This is a genomic window from Streptomyces calidiresistens (assembly GCF_014141525.1).
GTDB classification, from domain to species: domain Bacteria; phylum Actinomycetota; class Actinomycetes; order Streptomycetales; family Streptomycetaceae; genus Streptomyces; species Streptomyces calidiresistens.
In genome coordinates this window covers 1-21,122 of record NZ_VKHS01000020.1, presented here as the reverse complement: position 1 = coordinate 21,122, position 21,122 = coordinate 1, and the positions used below count along the sequence as shown (strand labels likewise).

The window sequence follows — 21,122 nt, the reverse complement described above, 5'->3', positions numbered from 1 at the left end:
GAATCCACCCCGAGCGGGTCCCAGAATAGGGGCGGCTCCGGTGAGGGGAGAGCGACTCCGGGTGAAAGGCACGGCGGGACCTCCCGCCGGCCGCGGCGGTCGGGTCCCCCGCACGGTCGGCTTGTCGAAGCCGTCCCGGCCGGTGATGCTCGGAGCCGGGGCGCAAGGGATTCACGACGGGCCGAGGTGAACGGAGAACACTCTCGTGCACAACCACGACATCAAGAAGGAACGGCGGGATCTCTACTCCGCCCGCTCCGACCGGTTCGCCATCGTCGACGTGCCCCGCATGGCCTTCCTCATGGCGGACGGCCGGGGCGACCCCAACACCTCCCCCGACTACCGCGCGGTGGTCGAGGCCCTCTACACCACGGCCTACGCCGTGCGCGCCCTCGCCAAGAAGGAGTTGGGCCGCCCGCACACCGTCGGTCCGCTGGAGGGACTGTGGTACGCGGACGACCTCAACGCCTTCACCGCCCGTGACCGTGACGCCTGGGAATGGACGCTCATGATCGTCCAACCGGAGTGGATCCCCCCGGCCATGGTCGAGGAGGCGAGGGTGAACGCCGCGGCGAAGAAGGATCTTCCCGCCGGGGACCGCGTGCGGCTCGAGGAGTTCGCCGAGGGACGGTGCGTCCAGATCCTCCACATCGGACCGTACGACGAGGAGGGCCCCACGATCGCCCGGATGCACGAGGAGTTCATTCCCGGCGAGGGGTTGGTGCCCGGCGGGCACCACCACGAGATCTACCTCTCCGACGCACGCCGCACGGATCCGGCCCGGCTGCGCACCATCCTCCGCCAGCCGGTCACGCCGGCACCCGCCTGAGCCGGGGCGCGGGCGGGCTCGCCGTGGTGCGGGGTCCCTTTCGATCCGGCACGGCCGGGCGCCCTCTCCGTCGATGGCATCGGGGAGGGCGGCCCGGGGTTCGCCGCTTGCCCCGGGGCCGGGCCCGCCCCGGCCTCACACCTCCAGCAGCGCCTTGCCCACGACCTGCCGGGCCTCCACGGCGGCATGCGCCTCGGCGGCCCGGCGCAGCGGGAGAACGGCGCCGATGGTCGGGGTGATCCGCCCGGCCGCCGCCTCCCCCAGCGCCCGCTCCACCCACCCGCCGTACTCCTGCGGCGGGAACCACACCTGTTGGATGCCGTGCACGGTGATCCCCCGCCGTGCCGCCTCCGCCTCGTCGATCTCCGCGAAGTCACCGGCGGCGGCCCCGTGGGCGGAGAAGTGGCCGCCGTCGGCCGTCACCGCGAACGCCGCTCCCCCGAGCGGCCCGCCCGCACCGTCGAACACCACCTCCGCCCCGACTCCGCCGGTCAGCTCCCGCACCCGGTCCGGCCAGTCCGCCGCGCCGTGGTCCACCGCCTCGTCCGCGCCCAGCTTCCGGACCGTCTCCAACTTTCGTTCTCCCCGGGCGGTGCCGATCACCCGGGCCCCGGCGGCGTGCGCCAACTGCACCAGCAGACTGCCCATGCCGCCGGCGGCGGCCACGATCAGCACGGTGGTGTCGGGACCGACCGGGGCGTTGCCGAAGACGCCCAGGGCGGTGGGTCCGTCGTGCACCAGGGCCACCGCCTCCCGCGTCCCGACCCCGTCGGGAATCGGGGTCAGCGCCTCGAGGGGGGCCACGACCCGTTCCGCGTAGGCACCCAGCTCGTTCGCCCGGGCGATGACGCGACGGCCGAGCCAGGAGGGGTCCACCCCCTTCCCCACCGAGATCACCTCTCCGCCGGCCGCGTCCCCGGGCACGTACGGCGGTTCGACGGTGAAGAAGTCACGACCCCAGCCGGACCGCACCTGTGTCTCCACGAAGAGCACGTCCGCCACCGACACCGCGACCACGACCTGTCCGGGACCCGCCACCGGGTCCGGCCGCTCCCTCCACACCAGCACCTCGGGCCCGCCGAACCGCTCGACCTCGACCACGTGCATGGTTCCTCCCCTGGTCCGTTCATCGGCGGGACGCGGTGATCCGCGCCCTTGGAGAGGAGTCTGGAACCTCGTGCAAGCTTGAGGTCAAGTGGCGCCCATCCTCTTCGGGAAACGGCCGGAACACCCCACCCCCTCCGGTGATGCCGCGGAGGGGGCGAAGTGCTCCGTCGACCGCCCCGTCGGCGATCCGGCGACGTGGAAAGGGGCTACTTCGCCAGGAAGGTCAGCAGCGCCTCGTTGACCTCCTCCGCGTGCGTCCAGAGCAGGCCGTGCGGGGCCCCCTCGATCTCCACGTAGTCCGCGTCGGGCAGCAGCTCCCGGAACGGGCGGGCGGTGGAGTCGATCGGCAGGATGCGGTCGGCGGTGCCGTGCAGGATCAGGGAGGGCACGTCGATGCGGGAGACGTCCTCGCGGAAGTCGGTCGTCCAGGTGGGCACGCAGGCGACGGAGGCGTGGGGGGAGGCGCCGGCGGCCACGTTCCAGCACGCGCGCACGACCTCCTCGGAGATGCGGGAGCCGAGGTTCTCGTCGGTGTTGAAGAAGTCCCGGTAGAACTCGGTGAAGTAGGCGTAGCGGTCGGCCTTCACGGCGGTGAGGATGCCGTCGAAGACCTCCTGCGGAACCCCGCTTCCGTTGTCCTCCGTCTTGCGGAGGAAAGGCTCCAGGCCGGCGAGGAACGCGGCCTTGGCGACCCGGCCGGAGCCCCGGGTGCCGAGGTAGCGGCCCACCTCGCCGGACCCCATGGAGAAACCGACCAGGGTCGCGTCGGTCAGGTCGAGGGTCTCCATCAGCGTGTTCAGGTCCGCCGCGAAGGTGTCGTAGTCGTAGCCGGTGGTGGGGCGGTCCGAACGGCCGAAGCCCCGGCGGTCGTAGGTGATGACGCGGTACCCGGCGTCGAGCAGCGCGGCGGTCTGCTTCTCCCAGGAGTCCCCGTCGAGGGGGTAGCCGTGGATGAGGACGACCGGCCGACCGGATCCGTGGTCCTCGTAGTAGAGCTCGATCTCGGCGCTGTTCTCGGTGCCCACGGTGATGCGAGGCATGATGCCACCCTTCCGAACCTGAGGAGAACGGTCGTTCTCCGGATGGTTGCTACGATAGAGAACGACCGTTCTCAGCGCAAGTTCGATAGCTTGCCCATTCGAGTGGGATCACGCGGGATCACGAAGGATCACGAGGGATAGGGAGAACACCAGTGAGGGACCCCGGCGCCAGCACCACGGATCGCCCCGCCGCGCCCCGGAGGCCCGATGACGCGACCGCACGCGAACTGGTGCTGCGCGCCGCCGACCGGCTCTTCTACGACCGCGGCGTCCAGGCGGTCGGCATGGACGAGCTGCGCGCCGCCTCCGGCCTCCCGCTCAAGCGCATCTACCGGCTCTTCCCCTCCAAGGAGGCGATCGTCGAGGAGGTGCTGCGCCACCGGCACGAACTCTGGGAGGCGGGCATCTCGAACGCCGTCGCCACCACCCCGGACCCGCGCGAGCGCCTGCTCGCCGTCTACGACTTCCTCGCCAGGTGGTTCGACGACGAGGGGTTCCGCGGCTGCTTCTTCATCAATTCCTTCGGCGAGCTGAGCGGCACGGCACCCCGCGTCACCGAGTTCGTGCGCGCCCACAAGGCGGGCTTCCAGAAGACCGTGGCCCGACTGGTCGCCGAGGCGGGCGGCCCACCCGAACTCGCCCCGCAACTGGCGATACTCGCGGAAGGAGCCCAGACCACCGCCGCCATCGCGGGCACCTCCGAGGCCGCCGGACAGGCCAGGGCGGCGGCCGAGACCCTCATCGACGCGGCCCTGGGCCCGACCCGGGACCGGGCCGTCTGAGAAAGCCCCGGGACGCCGGTCGCCCGCTCCCGGAGAGGGTCGACCGGGGACCCGGCCGACCGGGGACGTGACCGCTGCTCCGATGATCAACGGCTCGGAGCGCCGAACGGATCGTTCGCGGGCGGGCGTGCCCGTGGTCCGGGCGAACGGGGCCGGCCGACCCGTGACCCGTCGACGCCACCGGCCGCCGAGGGACAGCCGTGCACGCTTATTGTCAGCCACGCCGGGTGCCCATACAGTCAACCCAAGGGCATGGGAGCGCTCCCATATTCGCGAACGCTCCAGCCGAAGGGAAAATCCGTGACGACTCATCCCCGCGGGCGGACGGCCCCACCTCCCGGCGAGTCCCGCTTCGCCGCCGCCCTCTCCTCCCTCCTCCACCGGCACAGCATCACGCTGCTGCGCGTCTCCGTGGGGTTGCTGTTCCTGTGGTTCGGCGCCCTGAAGCTGGTGCCGGACGCGAGCGCGGCCGAGGAGATGGCCTCCCGCACCATGAGCGTGATCACCGCCGGCCACGTGGCGCCCGAGGTGTCCCTCCGGGCGCTGGGCACGATGGAGATCCTCATCGGCGCCGGGCTCCTGACCGGCCTGCTGCTGCGGCTCACCCTCGCCGTCTTCCTGGTCCACATGGCCGGCACCCTGGTGGCGCTGGTCGTCCTCGCCGGGGAGATGTGGCAGGGAACGGTTCTCGTGCCCACCCTGGCCGGGCAGTACGTCCTCAAGAACCTGGTGCTCATCACGGCCGGTCTGGCCATCGCCGCGCACCGACCGACCACGCCCGGGCAACGTGTCCGGTCGTCCCGTGGGCGGCCGGCCGCCACGGACACCGGGGAGTCGCCGGTCCCCGAGACGCCGAAGGTCCCCACCCCGACAGCGCTCACCTGATCCGCCCGGTGAGCCCGGACCCCGGGGCCGGCCGGGGTGGTGGATGACGGGGACCCGCGCGCGGCCGGGGCCGAGCGACTGCTCGTCGGCGGCGACGATGCGGGTCTCCGGAATGGCGGAGACGATGCCCGGACCGCCGGATCACGCCCCGGAAACCCCGCCCGGTTCGATACCGCTCACCGTCTCCCGGGGGGACCGTCCGGCTCGGAACGCTCCCTATCGGGTGAAGTCGTACAGGTAGTAGCAGAGTTCGTCATCGATTGCCTCACGATAGATGTCGATCTCGACCGAGGTCGGACGACCGTCCTCCGCCATCTCGACCTCCACCGAGTCGGCCTCCCACTCCTCCTCCGCCGTTCTCGCCCGGGCCAGCACCTCCCCGATGGTCAGGGGATCCTCGCGCCAGTGCTCCAACGGCAGTTCCTCACCGGTGTCCTCGCCGTCCCGCTCGGACATGGCCACCACCATGTCCGCCTCGCGGTCGACCACCGTCACCCGGAACCACCCGTGGCCGCCGCGCTCGCCGCAGGTCGAGTGCAGGGTGTAGGTGTAATTCGCCGGTTCCCGCCACTCGCGCCAGGCGTCGCCACCGGCGGCCGACTCCGTGCCGCAGCCGGCGAGGGTCATCGTCAGTCCCACGGCGCCGCAGAGCGCGCCCGTCATCCCCATTCGGATCCCCATGCCGATCGGACGCCGCCCCTCCCCCGGCGGTTCCCGGGTCCGGCGGCCGGTTCGGGGTGAACCCCTCCGCTCCGAACCGGCCGGCGCCGGCCTCGGCCGGAGAGGTCAACCGCTCCCGGGGGTGCCCGGGACATCCCGAACACCCCGAGCCGTCAACGGCACCTCGAACCACACCCACTTGCCGTCCGGCGTGCGGGTGTAACCCAGGCGGTCCGTCATGGCCCGCAGCAGCACCAACCCGCGTCCGCCCTCGGCGTCCTCGTCGGGAGCGGCGATCGCGGGCACCTCCCGCCCCCGGTCGAACACCCGCACCCGCGCCTCCCGCCGCCAACCGACGACCTCCAGGCGGCACCACGGGTCCCCGACGTGGCGGATCACGTTCGTCAGCAGCTCCGAGGTCCCGAGGCGGGCGACGGACACCGCCTCGGTGTCACCGCCCAGCCCGCGCACCACCACGGCCACCCGCTCCCGCCACTCCCCCACCTCGGCGGCCCGGACCGTTATCTCCCACGCGAAGGTCGGTGACGTGCGGGTGGGGTGAAGAGCGACCGACATGGGCCCTCCCGAGGACAGGAAGCACGTACAGGGATCAACCCGGAGTTGCCTGCGGTAACAGAATCAGCACTCCAGGTAATGGAGCCATGATCCGAAGGTGGCCGAGTTGCAGTCAAGCTTCAGATTGGCAATCTGCCAAACTGAAGCCACTGCGCCTGTGTTCGATTCCCATTTTCCACTCCTCTCCAGCGGTAGGCTCGGGCTCCCGACCAGCGGAGGATGAGGAGTAGATGGCCGTCGTCAGCAGTGGCAGCCCGCTCATGGCCCGTCGAAAATTGGGAGCGGAACTGCGCCTGCTCCGCGACGGCCGAGGGCTCACCACCGAGGAGGTGGGAGCTCACCTCAACTGCCACAACTCCAAGATCAGCCGCCTCGAACTGGCCAAGCGCGCCTGCACGAAGAAGGACTTCGAGGCGTTGATGGAGTTGTACGGGGTGCGGGGCAGGAAGCGCACGGAACTCGAAGCCCTGATGCGACGGGGGCGACAACGGGTGCCGCCCTGGTGGCACGCCTACAACGACGTCCTCAGCGCCAACTACGCCGAGTTCCTCGCCTACGAGGCGGAGGCGACCCACTGCCGGGAGTACCAGCCCCTCCTGCTACCCGCCCTGGTCCAGACGAGTGACTACGCCAGGGCAGTCACGGACAACGGCATCGCCGCGCTCGGCCCCGACCAGATCGACGTGCTGGTCGAGGTACGGATGCGGCGCCAGGAGCGCCTGCGGGAGGAGAACCCTCTCCACCTGGACCTGTTGATCACCGAAGCGGCCCTTCGGCTTCGCGTGGGCAACGCCGAGGTCATGTCCGCGCAACTCGACCATCTGTTGGCTCTCACGGACCTCCCGAACGTTTCCCTCCGGGTGATCCCGTTCCATGCGGGAGCGCGAGGAGCCGGCACCGGCGCCTTCATTCTCTTCGGGACCGATGGCGGGACGGACGACGAGGTGGCCTTCACCGAGTCGGCGGACGCCAGAACCGCGTTCCAGGACGACGCCTTGACTCTTCGACGGCTGAACCGACTGTTCGGCAACCTGTCCACCGTGGCACTCTCGGTCGGCGATACCACCGAGTTGATCGCCCGAGTCAAGGAGGAGGCGAAGAGTGACGCCGGAGACGAACACCCCCACCGCACCGCACCGTGAGGTCACCGGATGGTTCACGAGTTCCTACACGGCGGGAGACGGGAACTGCGTCGAGGTGGCACGCCTGACCTCCGGCGGCGGCCTGCTGATACGTGACTCCAAGGCTCGGCGGGCGAAGCCGGCGCACGCCTCGAAGGCCGCATGGGCGGCGTTTCTCACCGCCGTTACGCTCTCGGGCTTCGAAGGCTCCCCGTAGGAGTGATGAAGGGGCCTCCCCCCACCAGCGCCACACGTTGGTACCCCTCACAGGGGTCATGAGGACAAGGGGCGGAAGGCGGCATTTTCTTGCCGTTCTCCCTGTTGTTATCCCTCACAGGGGTGATGAGGACGGGGAACGAGGAACCCACGCCGGAGCGCGCCAACTACGCGTTGCTACCCCTCACAGGGGTCATGAGGACCCCCGGCCCGGCCCGGACCACCGCACCACCATCGCGTTGCTACCCCTTTCAGGGGTGATGAGGACGCCATGCCCAGTGCACCCCGCCCCCTCCACGCCATCGTGTTGCTACCCCTCTCAGGGGTGATGAGGACGTGGAGGAACGCCACTCCCTGCGGTCGGTGTTCTTCGAGTTGCTACCCCTCTCAGGGGTGATGAGGACCCCAGGGTAAAGGCGCTGGTGGGAGGCTGGCCAGAGCCGGGGATCGGACCGGATTTTTCAGCGAACCTCCGGTTGTGCGGAAAACCCCGGAGTGTTGCTGAAATCCGGCCCCCTCGGGGCGAACGCTCCTCGCCCCGCCGGGCCACAGCGCCTCACCGCATCGGGTGCGGGGAGATCCAGCCGAAGCCGGCGGAGTTGGCCTGCCCCAGCCCCCAACTCCACACGGCGCGCAGCGTTTCCGGCGGCCCGGAAAGCTCCACCTCCACCGGTGCCCCCGGCTTGACTCCGCCCCGCACGCGGAAAGAACGCGACGCCCCCACCCAGGTCACCTCCTCCAGCCGGACGGCCGGGTCCAGACCCAGCGTCTCCGCCTTGCGGACAAGGTTCCCCTGCATGTACTTCACCCACTGGGCCTGCCCTGGAAGCACCCAGTGCTGCCGGGACGGCGGATGCTCCCCCTGAACACGCCCGTCCCCCTTCATGACCACCGGGGTCGAGGTGCGAAACCGGGCCCTGCCCGAGGAGAAGGCCGGAGGTGGGATCACCTCGATGCGTGTCAACCGCAGGGCCACGCCTCCCCAGTCGAGGAGTTCGCGTTCCGCGAAGCCCTTGCGCAGGGTCTCGGCGAGTTGCGGCACCGGGCTGCCGAACTCCACCGTGCCCGACCCTCCCGCGGCGTACCGCCCCCGCACCCGCCGTGCCTTCGGAAACACCGGAGCCCCGTGACCGAAGGGGACCATGCCGTACTCTCCGACGCCCCGCTCGTGCAGTCGTCTGCCGGCGGTCGGTTCCAGGCGGCCGAGCACGCCGTAGACCAGGCTCCGCCCCGGTGTCAGGACCACCTCCCAGGGCAGCTCCGAGGCCGCCGTGGTCACCGAGAGGCGCACCTTCATCCCCGTATCCCCCACCTTCCGTGCCGGCCGGGCCCTCTCATCCGACATGCCTTCCGGGCCCGGGCAGGTGAGTGTACGGAGAGACACCGACACTCCACCATCGGTTCCCCTTCCTCGGCAGCTCGAAAGAGGGTGTGTGTCCGGAGAGCGTGAGGAGACGGAAGCGACGAGTTGGGGAAATCACCTGTCGGTGACGGCTCGTCGCACTACGCTGACGACGATCATGCGCTGTGCGGGGGTGGAGAGTTGCGGGACGTGTGGGCCGAGCTCACGGGTGGGGCCGAGGGAGCGGGGGAAGACCCCGGCCGGAAAGATGAGGGGGAACCGGATCTGGTGCTCCTGACGATCTCGGGAGTGCAGCGCTACATTCGCGAGTCCCGGTCCACCTCCGACCTGGGGGCGGCGAGTCGGATCGTGGCCGAGTTGTCCGCCGTCGCCGCACAGCGGTTCCTCGATCACGGGGCCCGGCTGGTCATGCCGGCGGAGAGTTCACTGGCCGACAGCGCGGGGGTGCCCAACAAGATCGTGGCCCTGGCCCCCGCAGGGACCGGTGGCCGCCTCGCGCGGGCGGTGGCCGAAGCGGTGCGGGAGAAGTGGCGGGGATGGGTGCGCACCGTCATGGGTCGCGAGGTGGAGACCCCAGGGATGCCGGGCGTGCAGTGGGTGTGCTCTCCGGCCTCGGAGGGTGGCTACGCGCGGCAGTGGGCGGTGGCCCAACAGGCGTTGCCGGCCAGGCGCCGGGTGCGGGACTTTCCGGCCGTGGAGGCGCCGCAGCGGGTGTTGTGCTCGCTCAGCCCTCGGTGGCCCGCCGAGGTGGAGGAGCCCCCACACCGAGCGCCGAGGCACGAACGGGACGCGTTGAGTGCGGCGAACTGGGTGAAGCGGCTGTGGCGGCACCGGGTGATGAAGAACAGCGACGGACGTCCGGCGCCCGGTTTCCCCTCCACCGGCGCGGTGGCGTCGGCGCCGTTCCGTCACCGCGTGCTGGAGTCGTGGCACGACGCGGGGGTGGTCGCGGAGGTCGGTCGGTTACGGCGAGCCGTCAAGGTGATGGACCGTTTCCCGGAGACGCCCGTGAAGGCGTTGGGCACGCTCGCGGAGAGCGGCGAAGGTGGCCCGGGAGACGGATCGCGGAAGGATGCCCGGTGGTTCGCCGAGGCGGGAGGCCGTTGGGTGTTCCCCGACACCTGGCGCGTCGATCGACTGCGACGGGAATTCCCAGAGGTCGAACAGGAGCGGCTGGAGGAGGCCGTGCGGGAGGGGCATCGCGCCGCGACGAGGTTGATCACCCGGATGCGGGACCGACACGGCGCCGCTCCACCCGCCCCCTACCTGGCGGTTCTGGTCCAGGACCTCGACAGCCTCGGGAGGTATCTCGGCGGTGAGCGGGGCACCGCCCGGGCCGCGATCGAGGTGAGCGCGGAACGCCACCGGCAGGTGTCCGAGCGGTTGTCGGGGCTGGGCGCCGAGCTGCGCGAGGGGTTGGCACGGGTCGATCTGCTGGGTGCCCCGGTGTACGCGGGTGGGGACGACCTGCTGGCCTTCGTCCCCGCTTCCCGCGCCCTCGCGGCGGCCCGCCGGTGTCACGACACCGTCCCCTCCGACCTGCCCACCGCCAGTACGGCGGTGGTGTTCTTCCACCACGTCTCCTCCCTCCAGGAGGCGGTGACCCACGCGCAGGAGTTGTTGACCGAGGCCAAGGCATCGGCCGAGAGCAAGCACGGCTTCGCCGTCGGCTACGTACGGCGTTCCGGGGTGCGGGAGGCATCCCTACAGGGATGGGCCGGCGCCGAGGGGGAGCGGGGCCCGGAAGCCGATTTCGCGCTCTTCCTGCGGCCGGCCACCGGTACGACGGCGGACGGTGGCGGAGCCGAGCGGGTCGGCCTGTCCCCGCGCATCGTGGGGGTGCTCGCCCGGGATGCCGATGAACTCTCCTCCCTGCCGGCCGAGTTGTACGCGGCGGAGATTCGGCGGTTGGTGACCCGGCACGGCGGATCGGCCGCCGAGGCAGAGGCGTTGTTGCGGCTCGGACGCGGGGAACGCCCGGAGACCCCGGGGAGCCGTGCGCCGGTGGCGGCGGCCCGGGTGGCGGCGTTCCTGCGGGGGGAGGCGCGATGAGACGGCACTCGGTATGGCTGGCCTTCACTCCGCAGGACACCCTTCTGGTCCGCGACGGCCGTTCCTTCGACGCGGGCACCGACACGCAGGCCCGGGCGGTGTGGCCGGGACCGAGCACCCTGGGTGGTGCGGTGAAGGCCGCCTTTGACGGGGCGGAACCGGGTGTGCTGCGCGGCCCGGTGTTGGCCCACCGATCGTCCGATGGCTGGGTCCCGTACTTTCCGGTGCCCGCCGATGTGGTCACGACGGCGACGGGCGGGGTGACCCGCCTCGCTCCGCGCGCCCTCCCGGTGGAGACGGACCTGGACGACGGCCCGGCCGGCGGATTGGAGTGGCTGACCGCCGACACGGCCGGGGAGGCCGGCAAGCGGGCGACCGGTTGGATGTCCGCCCCCGCGCTCACCTCCTATCTCGCCGGTGGGCGACCGTGGGAGGAGAGCCCGGAGGCGACGCCATGGCGGCTGGAGGAGGATCCCGCCGTGAGCGAGCCGAGAGTGGGGCTGGCCCGTACGCCGGATCGCACCGCCCGCACCGGGTTCCTCTACCGCACCGCCCACCTGCGGCTCCGGGAGGGCTGGGCGTTCCTCATGGAGTGCCTGCCCCCGGAGGGATGGGACCGGGAGCCCCGTCCCGTGGTGGCGCTGGGCGGTTACGGGCGCCGGGCCCGGGTGGAACGGGTGGAGGGCGTCGAGTGGCCCCGCTCCCCCGTCTCCCCCGCCGGTGGGAAGGGGTTCCCCGCCGGTCGGGTGGCGCTGTACCTGGCGACACCGGCGGTGTGGCCGAGCGGCTGGCTTCCGGGCCTGCCGCCGGGCGCGCGGTTGGTGGCGGCGGCCACCGGGGAGCCCGAGCCGGTGGCCACCGCCTCCCCCTCGGCGGATCGGCGGGCGTGGCGGGAGAGCCGCCGCCTGCTGTGGGCGGTCCCGGCCGGATCGGTGTACCTGCTGGAGTTCGCCGACGCCGGGGCCGCCTCCCGCTTCGCGCTCGGCGGGGATGACGGCGAGAACGGGGGCGTGCACGGCACGGCCTACGGGCGGGAGCCGGAGGACAGGCTGCGGACCACCGGATTCGGTGTGGTGTTGACAGGGGTGTGGAGATGAACGGCAAAGAGGCCGAGTGGGTGCTGTACCTGTACGCCGAGTCGCCCGTGCACGCGGGCGCGGCGGACAGTTCCGGTGTGGTGGACCTGGCCATCCAACGGGAGGCCGGGACCGGGTACCCGGTGGTGTGGGGGCAGAGCCTCAAGGGGGCGCTGCGGCAGGCCGCCCGGGACGCGGGATGGGACGAGGATTGCATCATCGGCGTTTTCGGATCCGAACCACCGGGGTCGGGTGGCGAGGAGAACGAAGGGGCCCGAGGGGCCTTGAAAGCCGGGGCGCTCTCCGTGGGGGACGCGCAGTTGGTCGCCCTGCCGGTGCCGACTCTGCGCCGCACCTTCGCCTGGGTGACCTCGGATCTGGCGCTGGCCCGTCTCGCCCGCAAGCGACAATCCCTCATCGGTGCGGAGGGGATTCGTCCATCACCGCCGGTCCCAGCCCCCGCCGACGATGGGGGGCTGGCGGGACAAACCGAGTGGTGCGGCACCAAGGGCCCGGCGGAGGTGTTGGGCCCGCTGTGGGTCGGGTTCGGTGACACGGTGGACGAGAACGTACGCGGCTGGGCCGAGCTGGTCGCCGGCGAGGGGATCGGCACTGCGGACGGTCTCGGGTCCTTCGCCAAAAAATTCACCACCGACCTGTTGGTGGTGGGTCAGGACGTGATGCCGGAACTGAGCCGGTCCTGCACCGAGGTGACCGCCCGGGTGCAGCTGAGCGAGGAGAAAACCGTGCAGCACGGCCCCTTCTACAGCGAGTACCTACCGGCCGAGACGGTGCTGGCCGCCTCGCTGAGCATGCGCCGGGACGGGAAGAGCGAGGACGGAAAGGGCTGGGCCGCGTTCTACGTCGAGATGCTGGTGGACCTGTTGCACAACCGGCTGCATCAACTCGGGGGTGACGAGACCCTGGGCAAGGGTTTGGTGTGGTGCCGCCTCGTGGGTCCCGGGGTCGCGGCGGACTCGGGTGGCGAAGCCGGGAAGGAGAAGACCGCGTGAGCGGCCGATCCGGGCGCGTCGACCAGGGAATGGCACGAGCCGCCGCGGAAATCCTCGGGGACGGACCGATCAGCGGCCCTCTTCGAACCCGCTACCGCCAGTTGCCGGTGATGCTCCACACGACCGGACTGGCCGCCACCTATGCCTTCGTGCTGTCCAAGACGGGCGGGAGAAACAAGGCGTTGGCGGAGGCCTATGACCGGGTCGCCAACGGCATCCGCAAGCACATCGCCACCAGGCGGCTGATTCCCGGCTGTACGGAAAAGACCCCGCCCCGGGATGTATTGCAGGCCATGGGGAACTGCGGTGGAGTGACCTATGCCCGGGCGACGGCAGAGATCACCCTGCTCGCCGGGTGGCTCTCCCGCTTGGCCGAGGCCCGCCACCAGGCCGATGCCATGGCGAAGGCGACCGATGCCGAGTCCGGCTCGTCCGGGAAAGCGGAGGGGAAGCCATGAAGGGATTCGTCGCCCCTCTACACCAAGCGGTCCGTCTTCAAGGGGACCTGAACTTCCCGGGAACGATGAAGGGAAACGGCAAAGAAGGTCAGAAGGGTGACGAGTCCAACATCCCCAACCCCTTGGTGGTGTTGCGGCGTGCCGCTTGTGTCCACCTCAAGGAAAACGACGTCACCGCCGACATTCTCGACCCTCGGGGCACCGAGGCCCTGATGAAGTGGGCAGCCGGTGCGTTGGGAGGCGACGAAAAGCTCCTGACCCGGACGAACGCCCGCCGCAAGCGGGCGCTGAGTGCCCTGCGGGGACAGGGCACCCATGTGGTGCGGCTGAGTGCCGAGGTGGAATGGCGTCTGGGCGTGGGACTGGGTGCCCGGGAGAACGTTCACGAGTTCGGCCTCACGCTGCACGGCACCTACGGCGTCCCGATGATTCCCGGTTCCTCCGTCAAAGGGATGACGGCCGCCCTCGCCCGGGAACAGGGGGCCGATCCGCGCCTGATGGAAGCCGTGTTCGGTTCGCCCCGGCCCGCCACCGAAGCGTCCGAAGCCGGCGGGGGAACCTCCTCGGACTCGGAGCCCGAGGGTGCCGCCTCGCAGGGCGGGGTGTGTTTCCTGGATGCCCTGCCGACGCGGCCCGCGACCATTGTGCGCGATGTGCTCACCCCACACGTCCAGCCGTATTACGCCTCCACCCAATCCGATCCCGAGGAGGAGGACCCGTCCGCCGAATCGCAGCCGGTGGCCCCGGGAGAGCACCACAACCCCATCCCGGTGGAGTTCCTCACCGTCTCCAAGACCGCCTTCGGCATCGACCTGATCGGCCGGGATCCCGCCCTTCTGAAGCAGGCTGCCGACTGGTGCGCCACCGCCTGCGAAGACCTCGGGGTCGGGGGCAAGACGGGCGCCGGCTACGGCTACCTCCGAGCCGGCACCCTGCCGCCTCCCGAAGCCTCGCAGCCGTACCACAGCTGACTCGGCGTTCACCGGCAGCTCGGTCCGAGAGGACCGACCGACGAACGGGACAGCACACCGACCATGACCGTGCACATCGTCTCCACCGGCCTCACCCTCTGCCACTTCCTCGGGAACCGGCCGGGCTCCCACGGGTTGGACCCGGCGCTCGCCGGGGAGATCCGGGCCTGTCGTCCGACCGAGGTGTTCGGGACCGCCGGTGCCGTGGACGGGCAAGCCGCCGGCGCGCTCCTGTCGGCCTGCACGGGCCCGGGCCCTTCCGACCTCCGGGACCGGCTGACGGCGATGATTCCCCGGATCGCCCCCGAATCCTGGCCGGAGACCGCGAGCGCCGAACTCACCTCCCTGGCCCGCACACCCGACGGCCGACGGCTCCTGCCGTCGAGCGACATGGCCGTCCTGCTGTCCACCGACACCGCCGAGGGTCTGACGGCCGCGCTGTGGAACGCGATCGCACTGACCGGCGGCGATCTCGACCGGATCGTCTACCTGGACACACCCGAGCAGCGGCCGATGACGGCCCGGGGGAACGCGGTCGTGGTCCGGGTGCCGGGGTTGGACGCCCGGGACCAGCGGAGTTTCTCCCGGGCCATGCAGGGGCTGGGCACCCTCGGCCGCCATCTGCACCGGGGCACGATCGCTCCCGACGAGGAGTGCCGCTTCCACCTCTCCGGGGGATACAAGGCGACCGTGCCCTTCCTACTGGGGCTGGCCGAGGGGATCCGTTCCCTGCCGGGCGCCGGTCCGGTGACGGCGTACGCGGTGCACGAGACCACCAGCGGCGACCCCATCCGGCTTCCCCTGCGTCGCATCCCGCGTTCCCTCATCGACCCGTTGATCGAGGTGTTCGCCCACCGTCCTGTCTCCTGGCGGGCGCCGATGGAGGACGAGTTGGAGGGCTACGCCTACGACCGGGAGACGGAGGACCCGCCCCGGTGGCGCCTCAACCCGTTCGGTGCGGGCCTGCTCGCCCTCTACGGTCCCCCGGCGGAGGGGATGTCCCCATGACCTCACCGCCCCCTCCGGGCCTGTCACCTCCCGCCGGGTTGGAATCCTTCGTGGCGCGCGTGGAGGGGGGCGTTCTGCCCGCCGCACGCGACCTGCGTCCCGCCGATTGGCCCGACCGGGACCGGGAGGCGCTGAGGCCGGAGGACATACCGTACTTCCTGGGGCCGGTGCTGGAGGCGGCCCGCCGTACGAACGCCACCGAAAGCCTGGTGCGAGAGGCCATCGCGACCGCCGCCGGTCGTCTCGACGGCCGGCGCGATCAACTGATCACCGTGGTGATGTCCCCCGGACACGCCCTGGCCGCAGTGCACGCCGCCCGGGGTCGTCTGCACGTGGAGCCCTCCGGGCCGGTGGCGACCTGGCGGCGCATGTGCTGGCTGGTGGAGATCGTCGCCCACCGGCTGTCGGGGACCGATGAGGTCGGTCTGCGGGCGCTGCGTCCCCTGGCGGACCGGCTGCGCTTCCTCGTCCTGAGCGAGCCCCTGCGGCACCGTGCCGACCCGGCGTGGAGACCGACCCCGGGCAATCCGCGTGATCCGCTGAACAGTGTCTTCGGGGAGAGTTCCTGGCACGTCCTCACCGCCACCTGTGCCGAGGCCCGCCGGAGCTGGGAGGGGCACCTGGACAGCTACCGTTCCCGTCCCTTCCTGGCCAGGGCGCCGGCCGAGGGGCTGGAAGCGGAGTTGTTGCTGTTGCTCTTCGAGGATCCCGCCACCGGTCGGGAGGCGCTGTCCACCGCGTGGCGCCGCCCCACCGGCCCGATCATCGACGCCCGGGGAGAACCGGTGCGGTTGTCGGTTCCGCCCACGGCGGAGGACATGGCCGTCCGGGCGGAGGTCGTGGAACGTCACCTGCTGCCCCGCTTCCGGCTGAGGTGGGTCATCCGGCTCAGCTCCCCCGGCGGGCCGACAGCCCGCGACCCCTGGCGGATCGTCGTTCTCCTCACGGCTGCGGCGGCGGTGGCCACGGCGGTGCTCGGAACACTCATGTCCGGGGTCGGGTTGGGACCGGCGGCCGGGATGGCGGCCGGCAGCTACGCCTTGATCTGTGCCGGTGCCCTGCGGCACGGAAGCGGGTGGGCCGCGCAGTGGTTGTTGCGGTTCCCCGCCGCAGCCGCGTTCGGGCTCTTCACTCTGATGGCGTTGCCGCACGGATGGTGGTCGAGTCCGTCCGCCGGTTGGAAGTGGATCGTCGCCCCGGCCGCCCTGGCCGTCGCCTCGTTCGGCTACCTCACCGTGGAGGTCATCAACCACGGGGTGGACGGTCGGCGAGCGTTGGGACGCGCGGCGGGCGTCTTCCTGACGGGCGCGGTGCACGCCTTCCTCATGTCCCTCATCGTGCTCGTCGGCGTGGCCGGCGTGTACGCCGACGCCCCATCGGACGGCCCCGGCCTGCTGCGGCAACTGCACGGGAGCGCGGCGTTCGCCTGGCAGGTACTCACCCTGGCCACCTGCTGGTCGCTGACCGTCGGCGTGTTCTCCCAAATCCTGTGGGACGACCGGCCCATCACCGCGTCCCTGGCCCATCTGACCTGGCGTGACGGAGACCGCTCATGACGTGGATCACCCTTCGACTGACCGTGGCCACCCCCCTCTTCTCCTACGGGGCCAACCAACTGGAGAGCGGGGTGCGGGTGCCCTCCCTGCGCGGCGCCATGCGCTTCTGGTTCCGCGCCCTGGCGGGAAGTGTGGTGGGCAACGACCTGCGGCTTCTGGCCGAGTTGGAGAGCGCCGTCTTCGGCAGCACGGAGCGCTCCTCCCCCGTCAAACTGCGAATCCCCAAACCGCCGGCCCCGGTGAAGAAGCAGCTGAGCAGCGGTCCGTCCGGCCTGAACTACCTTCGGGGGATGGGGCTGGCCGATGGAGCCGATCCGCGCAGTCATGTGGAAGTGCATCGCGCCGGATTCCCGTCCGCCTTCGACCTCATGATCCGTTTCACCGGCTCCGAGGAGGCGTCGAGCCTCGCGCTGGCCTCCCTCTGGCTGACCTGTACCTACGGAGGGCTGGGCAGCCGCGTCCGGCGGGGATTCGGCGGTCTGCGCATCACCGAGGTCGACAAACCCCTGCCGGGGCCGTGGACGCCCGAGACCCTCCGCACGCCGGGGCCGGAGTTCTTCGAGGCTCTCGACCATCTGCCCACCGACGGGCCGCTGACCGGCCACCGGGAGCAACTCGCGGCCCTGCTGGGGGATCCGCGCCGAGTCCTCGATCTCCCCCTCGGGTTGCAGGAACGCCCTTCCTATCCCGTTCTGGGGCTCCACACCAGGGCCTCGCTGCGTCCCGGGGGTGAGTCCTGTATTCCTCTGCTGGAACGGATCGGCACGGAGTGGCGCCACTTCCGCATGGACCGGGAAACCACCGAAGGCCGGCGCCCCGGAGACATCCGCAGCGGGGACAATCGCTACCCTCTGGGAGCACTGGGTCTCCCGGTGGTCTACGACAAAACCACCTCGGTCCGGGTTCGGCAGGGAACCGAGGAACTCCGCCGGGCCTCACCCATCTGGCTCCGCCCGGTCGGCACCGGCTCGAAGATGCAACTGTTCTCCTTCGCCTTTCTCGGCGATTTCCTTCCGCCCGGTCCACGCCCCGTCCTGTGGAAGGATCCCGGGGCGAAAACGGAGCTGGTCATCGAACACCGGGATCTCGTGAAGAGAGCCGAACGGTGGATCTTCACCATGCGTGAGGGCGGCACCTTCGTTCGGGATGACGCCCCGCCCCGTGGGGGCCGGGCTCAGCCCTCCGCCAGGAGGTCGTCCAGGTAGGTGTTGCGGAAGACGCCGTCGGGGTCGTGGTCGGCGACCAGGCGGCGGAAGTCCGGCAGCCGCTCGTAGCGGGCGCCGATCGCGGCCGGGATCAGGCCGCTCACCTTGCCCCAGTGGACACGGGCGTCCAGCGGCAGGAGGCGCTGCTCCATCTCGGCGATGACCGGCACGACGGCCTCGGGGTCCTTGCGCCAGGTGAAGTGGAAGGCGACGGAGTCCCGGCCCCCGGTGGGGCTGAGCCACTGCGCGTCGGCGGCGACGGTGCGGATCTCCGAGATCAGCAGCACCGGGGCCATTCGCTCGCCCAGCTCGCGCAGACGGGCGATGGCCTCGACCGCCTCGGTCCTCGGCACGAAGATCTCGGACTGCAACTCGTCGCCCCGGCTGGGGGTGAACTCGGGCCGGAAGTGCGGCAGTCGCTCGTGCCAGGGGCCGGGCACGCCGTTCTGCACGGTGCAGTGCTCGGCCGGCATACCGGGAACGGGGTGCCAGGGCTTGTCGGCGGGCCGTCCGCCCATCCAGTCGGCGCCGGGATGCGCGCCACCACCGGGTGCGTCGGTGCGCATCTTCAGTACGGCCGTGCCGGTCGTCCCGGCCCAGTCGGTGAAGACGCTGACGCTGCGGGCGACACCGAAGACCTCGTCGAAGCGCTCGACGACGGTGTCCAGCGGCACGTCCTCCTGCACCCACTGCGCGACCTCGAACGTGGGCTCGGTGCGCAACGTCACCTCGGTGACCACGCCGAGGGCGCCGAGGTTGACCACCGCGCCGCCGAACCGCTCGGGGTCCCGCTCACGGCTCAGTTCCACCGGCTCGCCGCCGGGGCCGATCAGGCGGACCGCCGTCACCGAGTCGGCCAGGCCGGGCTGGCGGTCACCCGAACCGTGGGTGCCGGTGGCCACCGAGCCGTAGACGGAGATGTGCGGCAGGGAGGCCATGTTCGCCAGCGCCCGGGCGCGCTCGTGCAGGGCGGCGGCCACCTCGCCGTACAGCATCCCGGCGGAGACGGTCACGGTGGAGGCGGCCTCGTCCGGCTCGAAGACCCGGGGTAGGGCGTCCACGCGCACGAGATCGCCGTCGGTGTCGGCGATCAGGTTGAAGGAGTGCCCGCTGCCGAGTACGCGGACCCGGCGGCCCTCGGCCACCACACGGCGCAGTTCGTCCACCGTTTCCGGGCGGTGCAGCCGGGCGGCGCCGAAGGTCACGTTCCCGGCCCAGTTGCGGGCGACGGCACCGGTGGAGGTCATGCGCGATCCTGTTCGGTTCGGAGCGAATGTGCGGCGGACACCGGTTCGGACCAGGTGGTTTCCGGTGGATGTCCGGCCCCGACTGTAAGCCGAAACGGCTTTTCCCGACAGACCCCACCGGCCCCGGGAGCCCCGGGGCCCGGGAAGCGGAACAGGAGGGCGGAGGGGCGGGCGGCCGGAGAGGGTGGAAAGGCCATCGGATAGGGTCCCGGCGATGTCCGATCCCACCCTGTGGGGATTCACGGCGCTGGTGATCGCCGCGTTGCTCGTCGGCTTCGCCAAGACCGCGATCGGCGGCGTGGCGGCGATCAGCGTGGCAATCTTCGCCGCCATCCTCCCCGCCCGCGAATCCACCGGCGCGCTGCTGCCACTGCTGCTGGTCGGCGACCTTTTCGCCATCCACGCCTACCGCAAGCACGCCGACTGGGGAGTGCTGGTGCGACTCTTCCCCTCGGTGGCGGTGGGGGTCGGCGTGGGCACGGTGTTCATGGCCCTGGTGGACGACACGGTGATGCGACGCACCATCGGGGCGATCCTGCTGGTGATCGTGGGCGTGCACGTCTGGCAGCAGCGTCGGCGCTCACCCGGGGAGTTGCCGCCCGCCCCGCACATCGCCCGCACCACGGCCTTCGGGCTGGCGGCCGGGTTCACCACCATGGTCGCCAACGCGGGCGGGTCGGTGATGGCGCTCTACCTGCTGTCGGCGGGGTTCGCGATGATGGGGTTCCTCGGCACGGGTGCCTGGTTCTTCTTCGCGGTCAACCTCTTCAAACTGCCGTTCAGCGTGGGGCTGGGGTTGATCACCGTGGACTCGCTGATCCTGAACCTGTGGCTGGCCCCGGCCGTGGTGGTCGGCGCGCTGATCGGCAAGGCGGTGATCCACCGCATGGACCAATCCCTTTTCTCCCGCCTGGTCCTCATCTTCACCACCCTCTCCGCCCTCAACCTGCTGCGTTGAGAGCGGAAAAGGGGTGGCACGGCCAATCCCCTCAAAGGGGCGATAAGGATCCCTCGCCGATCTCGCCTACGCCGTGACGATCGCGTTGTTACCCCTCGAAGGGGTGATGAGGACCGCCGACCCCGAGCACGCCGACGACTGCCCCGGCTGGTTGTTACCCCTCAAAGGGGTGATGAGGACGTGGGTGGCGTGACGGTGCACACACCTGTGCTGTGGCAGTTGTTACCCCTCAAAGGGGTGATGAGGACCCTGCTGGCCCACCTCAACAACCTGCTGCCGGTCACGTTGTTACCCCTCAAAGGGGTGATGAGGACCCCATGGTGAAGGTGCTGGTGGGGCCGGGGGTCGGGAGGGTCCACGGGCGGTATTTTTCAGCGGACCTCCGGTTGTGCACGATACCCCGGCGTGTCGCTGAAATCCGGCGGCCGGGCGGGCCGGGGCCCGCCGGTCAGAAGCGCCAACGGGTCTGGCCGTAGGTGCCCTTGGCGAAGCCGAAGGCGGTGGTCGGGGTGACGCGGAAGGCCAGGGCGTCGCCGCCCTCGGCGTGGTGGAGCATCCCGTCGCGGGCGGTGAAGGCCCAGTCGGTTCCGTACTTGGCCAGGTAGGCGTGGGCAATCCGGCGCAGCGCCTCGTCGTCGATGACGCGCTCGGCCGGCCCCTCGATGGTGATGTCCAGGCCGTGGCCGAGGGCGTTGGTACCGGTGGTGAGGACGCAGTGCGGGTTGGTCGCGAGGTTGAGGGCCTTGCGTTCGCCGGGGCCGGTGGTGAAGTGCGGGGCGTCGTCCACCCACACCGACAGCAGCGGGGTGACGTGGGGGCGGCCGTCGGGGCGGACAGTGGAGAGCCAGAAGATCTCGGCAGCCCGCACCGTCTCCAGCGCGGTCGGCCAGGGGGTGGCCGTGGCGCCGGGATCGCTGAAGCCGGGGTGGAGTTCGGTGGTCGGGGTGGTGCCGGGGGTTCCTGACTTCTTCGTCTCCGCCATGTGATTCACCGTAGGGC

Annotated in this window: 21 protein-coding genes and 1 CRISPR repeat array; of the genes, 14 read left to right on the top strand and 7 right to left on the bottom strand. The window is 71.0% G+C overall.

Going from position 1 to position 21,122, the window contains the following annotated elements; all coding sequences use genetic code 11:
- The first annotated feature begins 205 nt into the window (after positions 1-205).
- The gene (locus FOE67_RS02120; RefSeq protein ID WP_182660025.1) at positions 206-829 is read left to right on the top strand and encodes a GyrI-like domain-containing protein; all 624 of its coding nucleotides are present in this window, start codon (positions 206-208) and stop codon (positions 827-829) included.
- A gap of 135 nt (positions 830-964) precedes the next feature.
- Here FOE67_RS02120 and FOE67_RS02115 read toward each other — a convergent pair whose 3' ends face one another.
- The gene (locus tag FOE67_RS02115; protein WP_182660024.1) at positions 965-1,936 is read right to left on the bottom strand and encodes a zinc-binding dehydrogenase; all 972 of its coding nucleotides are present in this window, start codon (positions 1,934-1,936) and stop codon (positions 965-967) included.
- A gap of 206 nt (positions 1,937-2,142) precedes the next feature.
- A complete protein-coding gene (locus FOE67_RS02110) occupies positions 2,143-2,976 on the bottom strand; it encodes an alpha/beta fold hydrolase (RefSeq protein ID WP_182660023.1) in 834 nt (277 codons plus the stop codon).
- 152 nt (positions 2,977-3,128) lie between these two features.
- Here FOE67_RS02110 and FOE67_RS02105 point away from each other — a divergent pair, with 152 nt between their 5' ends.
- Together FOE67_RS02105 and FOE67_RS02100 are read left to right on the top strand one after the other, a co-directional pair.
- Positions 3,129-3,758: a TetR/AcrR family transcriptional regulator gene (locus FOE67_RS02105; RefSeq protein WP_182660022.1), complete on the top strand. Its 630-nt coding sequence runs from the start codon at positions 3,129-3,131 to the stop codon at positions 3,756-3,758.
- A gap of 300 nt (positions 3,759-4,058) precedes the next feature.
- The gene (locus FOE67_RS02100) at positions 4,059-4,643 is read left to right on the top strand and encodes a DoxX family membrane protein (protein WP_323384056.1); all 585 of its coding nucleotides are present in this window, start codon (positions 4,059-4,061) and stop codon (positions 4,641-4,643) included.
- 216 nt (positions 4,644-4,859) lie between these two features.
- On the opposite strand, the gene FOE67_RS02095 is transcribed toward FOE67_RS02100, so the two are convergent.
- Together FOE67_RS02095 and FOE67_RS02090 are read right to left on the bottom strand one after the other, a co-directional pair.
- Positions 4,860-5,306, bottom strand: a complete 447-nt coding sequence (locus FOE67_RS02095) for a DUF6174 domain-containing protein (RefSeq protein ID WP_182660020.1) — start codon at positions 5,304-5,306, stop codon at positions 4,860-4,862.
- Between the two features lie 123 nt (positions 5,307-5,429).
- Positions 5,430-5,879, bottom strand: coding sequence for an ATP-binding protein (locus tag FOE67_RS02090; RefSeq protein WP_182660019.1), 450 nt, complete (start codon positions 5,877-5,879; stop codon positions 5,430-5,432).
- 230 nt (positions 5,880-6,109) lie between these two features.
- On the opposite strand from FOE67_RS02090, the gene FOE67_RS02085 reads away from it, so the two are divergent.
- Positions 6,110-7,021 (top strand): helix-turn-helix domain-containing protein, encoded by a 912-nt coding sequence (locus FOE67_RS02085; protein WP_182660018.1) that lies wholly within the window; start codon positions 6,110-6,112, stop codon positions 7,019-7,021.
- The gene (locus FOE67_RS02080) at positions 6,981-7,217 is read left to right on the top strand and encodes a DUF397 domain-containing protein (RefSeq protein WP_182660017.1); all 237 of its coding nucleotides are present in this window, start codon (positions 6,981-6,983) and stop codon (positions 7,215-7,217) included. The genes FOE67_RS02085 and FOE67_RS02080 overlap by 41 nt, the downstream gene beginning before the upstream one ends.
- A 36-nt stretch (positions 7,218-7,253) precedes the next feature.
- Positions 7,254-7,620: a CRISPR direct-repeat array (repeat unit 30 nt; unit sequence GTTGCTACCCCTCTCAGGGGTGATGAGGAC).
- A gap of 152 nt (positions 7,621-7,772) precedes the next feature.
- Here the strand turns inward: FOE67_RS02080 and FOE67_RS02075 are convergent.
- A complete protein-coding gene (locus FOE67_RS02075; protein WP_182660016.1) occupies positions 7,773-8,513 on the bottom strand; it encodes a CRISPR-associated endoribonuclease Cas6 in 741 nt (246 codons plus the stop codon).
- 333 nt (positions 8,514-8,846) lie between these two features.
- Between FOE67_RS02075 and FOE67_RS02070 the strand changes: the two genes are divergently transcribed.
- The 8 genes from FOE67_RS02070 (at position 8,847) to cmr1 (ending at position 17,918) form a co-directional block, all read left to right on the top strand.
- A complete protein-coding gene (locus tag FOE67_RS02070) occupies positions 8,847-10,631 on the top strand; it encodes a Cas10/Cmr2 second palm domain-containing protein (RefSeq protein ID WP_182660015.1) in 1,785 nt (594 codons plus the stop codon).
- Positions 10,628-11,728: a type III-B CRISPR module-associated Cmr3 family protein gene (locus FOE67_RS02065; protein WP_182660014.1), complete on the top strand. Its 1,101-nt coding sequence runs from the start codon at positions 10,628-10,630 to the stop codon at positions 11,726-11,728. The genes FOE67_RS02070 and FOE67_RS02065 overlap by 4 nt, the downstream gene beginning before the upstream one ends.
- Positions 11,725-12,720, top strand: coding sequence for a type III-B CRISPR module RAMP protein Cmr4 (cmr4, locus tag FOE67_RS02060; RefSeq protein WP_182660013.1), 996 nt, complete (start codon positions 11,725-11,727; stop codon positions 12,718-12,720). Before FOE67_RS02065 ends, cmr4 begins: the two co-directional genes overlap by 4 nt.
- Positions 12,717-13,178 (top strand): type III-B CRISPR module-associated protein Cmr5, encoded by a 462-nt coding sequence (locus tag FOE67_RS02055; protein ID WP_182660012.1) that lies wholly within the window; start codon positions 12,717-12,719, stop codon positions 13,176-13,178. Before cmr4 ends, FOE67_RS02055 begins: the two co-directional genes overlap by 4 nt.
- Positions 13,175-14,149, top strand: coding sequence for a type III-B CRISPR module RAMP protein Cmr6 (gene cmr6, locus FOE67_RS02050; RefSeq protein WP_182660011.1), 975 nt, complete (start codon positions 13,175-13,177; stop codon positions 14,147-14,149). The genes FOE67_RS02055 and cmr6 overlap by 4 nt, the downstream gene beginning before the upstream one ends.
- Before the next feature lie 63 nt (positions 14,150-14,212).
- The gene (locus tag FOE67_RS02045; RefSeq protein ID WP_182660010.1) at positions 14,213-15,157 is read left to right on the top strand and encodes a hypothetical protein; all 945 of its coding nucleotides are present in this window, start codon (positions 14,213-14,215) and stop codon (positions 15,155-15,157) included.
- A 50-nt stretch (positions 15,158-15,207) separates the two neighbouring features.
- Positions 15,208-16,713, top strand: a complete 1,506-nt coding sequence (locus tag FOE67_RS02040; RefSeq protein ID WP_182660009.1) for a hypothetical protein — start codon at positions 15,208-15,210, stop codon at positions 16,711-16,713.
- The gene (gene cmr1, locus FOE67_RS02035) at positions 16,710-17,918 is read left to right on the top strand and encodes a type III-B CRISPR module RAMP protein Cmr1 (RefSeq protein ID WP_182660008.1); all 1,209 of its coding nucleotides are present in this window, start codon (positions 16,710-16,712) and stop codon (positions 17,916-17,918) included. Before FOE67_RS02040 ends, cmr1 begins: the two co-directional genes overlap by 4 nt.
- Here cmr1 and FOE67_RS02030 read toward each other — a convergent pair.
- Positions 17,888-19,165: an FAD-binding protein gene (locus tag FOE67_RS02030; RefSeq protein ID WP_182660007.1), complete on the bottom strand. Its 1,278-nt coding sequence runs from the start codon at positions 19,163-19,165 to the stop codon at positions 17,888-17,890. The genes cmr1 and FOE67_RS02030 overlap by 31 nt on opposite strands.
- Positions 19,166-19,379: 214 nt before the next feature.
- Here FOE67_RS02030 and FOE67_RS02025 point away from each other — a divergent pair, with 214 nt between their 5' ends.
- Positions 19,380-20,123, top strand: a complete 744-nt coding sequence (locus FOE67_RS02025; protein ID WP_182660006.1) for a sulfite exporter TauE/SafE family protein — start codon at positions 19,380-19,382, stop codon at positions 20,121-20,123.
- Positions 20,124-20,571: 448 nt separating this feature from the next.
- On the opposite strand, the gene FOE67_RS02020 is transcribed toward FOE67_RS02025, so the two are convergent.
- The gene (locus tag FOE67_RS02020; protein WP_182660005.1) at positions 20,572-21,105 is read right to left on the bottom strand and encodes a pyridoxamine 5'-phosphate oxidase family protein; all 534 of its coding nucleotides are present in this window, start codon (positions 21,103-21,105) and stop codon (positions 20,572-20,574) included.
- Positions 21,106-21,122: the final 17 nt, after the last annotated feature.

What these genes read in the sequence shown, in the direction of transcription:
- FOE67_RS02110 (WP_182660023.1), bottom strand. Translation starts at nt 2,976, where the DNA reads ATGCCTCGCATCACCGTGGGCACCGAGAACAGCGCCGAGATCGAGCTC.
- FOE67_RS02075 (WP_182660016.1), bottom strand. Translation starts at nt 8,513, where the DNA reads ATGAAGGTGCGCCTCTCGGTGACCACGGCGGCCTCGGAGCTGCCCTGG.
- FOE67_RS02030 (WP_182660007.1), bottom strand. Translation starts at nt 19,165, where the DNA reads ATGACCTCCACCGGTGCCGTCGCCCGCAACTGGGCCGGGAACGTGACC.
- FOE67_RS02095 (WP_182660020.1), bottom strand. Translation starts at nt 5,306, where the DNA reads ATGACGGGCGCGCTCTGCGGCGCCGTGGGACTGACGATGACCCTCGCC.
- FOE67_RS02045 (WP_182660010.1), top strand. Translation starts at nt 14,213, where the DNA reads ATGACCGTGCACATCGTCTCCACCGGCCTCACCCTCTGCCACTTCCTC.
- cmr4 (WP_182660013.1), top strand. Translation starts at nt 11,725, where the DNA reads ATGAACGGCAAAGAGGCCGAGTGGGTGCTGTACCTGTACGCCGAGTCG.
- FOE67_RS02025 (WP_182660006.1), top strand. Translation starts at nt 19,380, where the DNA reads ATGTCCGATCCCACCCTGTGGGGATTCACGGCGCTGGTGATCGCCGCG.
- FOE67_RS02115 (WP_182660024.1), bottom strand. Translation starts at nt 1,936, where the DNA reads ATGCACGTGGTCGAGGTCGAGCGGTTCGGCGGGCCCGAGGTGCTGGTG.
- cmr6 (WP_182660011.1), top strand. Translation starts at nt 13,175, where the DNA reads ATGAAGGGATTCGTCGCCCCTCTACACCAAGCGGTCCGTCTTCAAGGG.
- FOE67_RS02085 (WP_182660018.1), top strand. Translation starts at nt 6,110, where the DNA reads ATGGCCGTCGTCAGCAGTGGCAGCCCGCTCATGGCCCGTCGAAAATTG.
- FOE67_RS02090 (WP_182660019.1), bottom strand. Translation starts at nt 5,879, where the DNA reads ATGTCGGTCGCTCTTCACCCCACCCGCACGTCACCGACCTTCGCGTGG.
- cmr1 (WP_182660008.1), top strand. Translation starts at nt 16,710, where the DNA reads ATGACGTGGATCACCCTTCGACTGACCGTGGCCACCCCCCTCTTCTCC.
- FOE67_RS02020 (WP_182660005.1), bottom strand. Translation starts at nt 21,105, where the DNA reads ATGGCGGAGACGAAGAAGTCAGGAACCCCCGGCACCACCCCGACCACC.
- FOE67_RS02065 (WP_182660014.1), top strand. Translation starts at nt 10,628, where the DNA reads ATGAGACGGCACTCGGTATGGCTGGCCTTCACTCCGCAGGACACCCTT.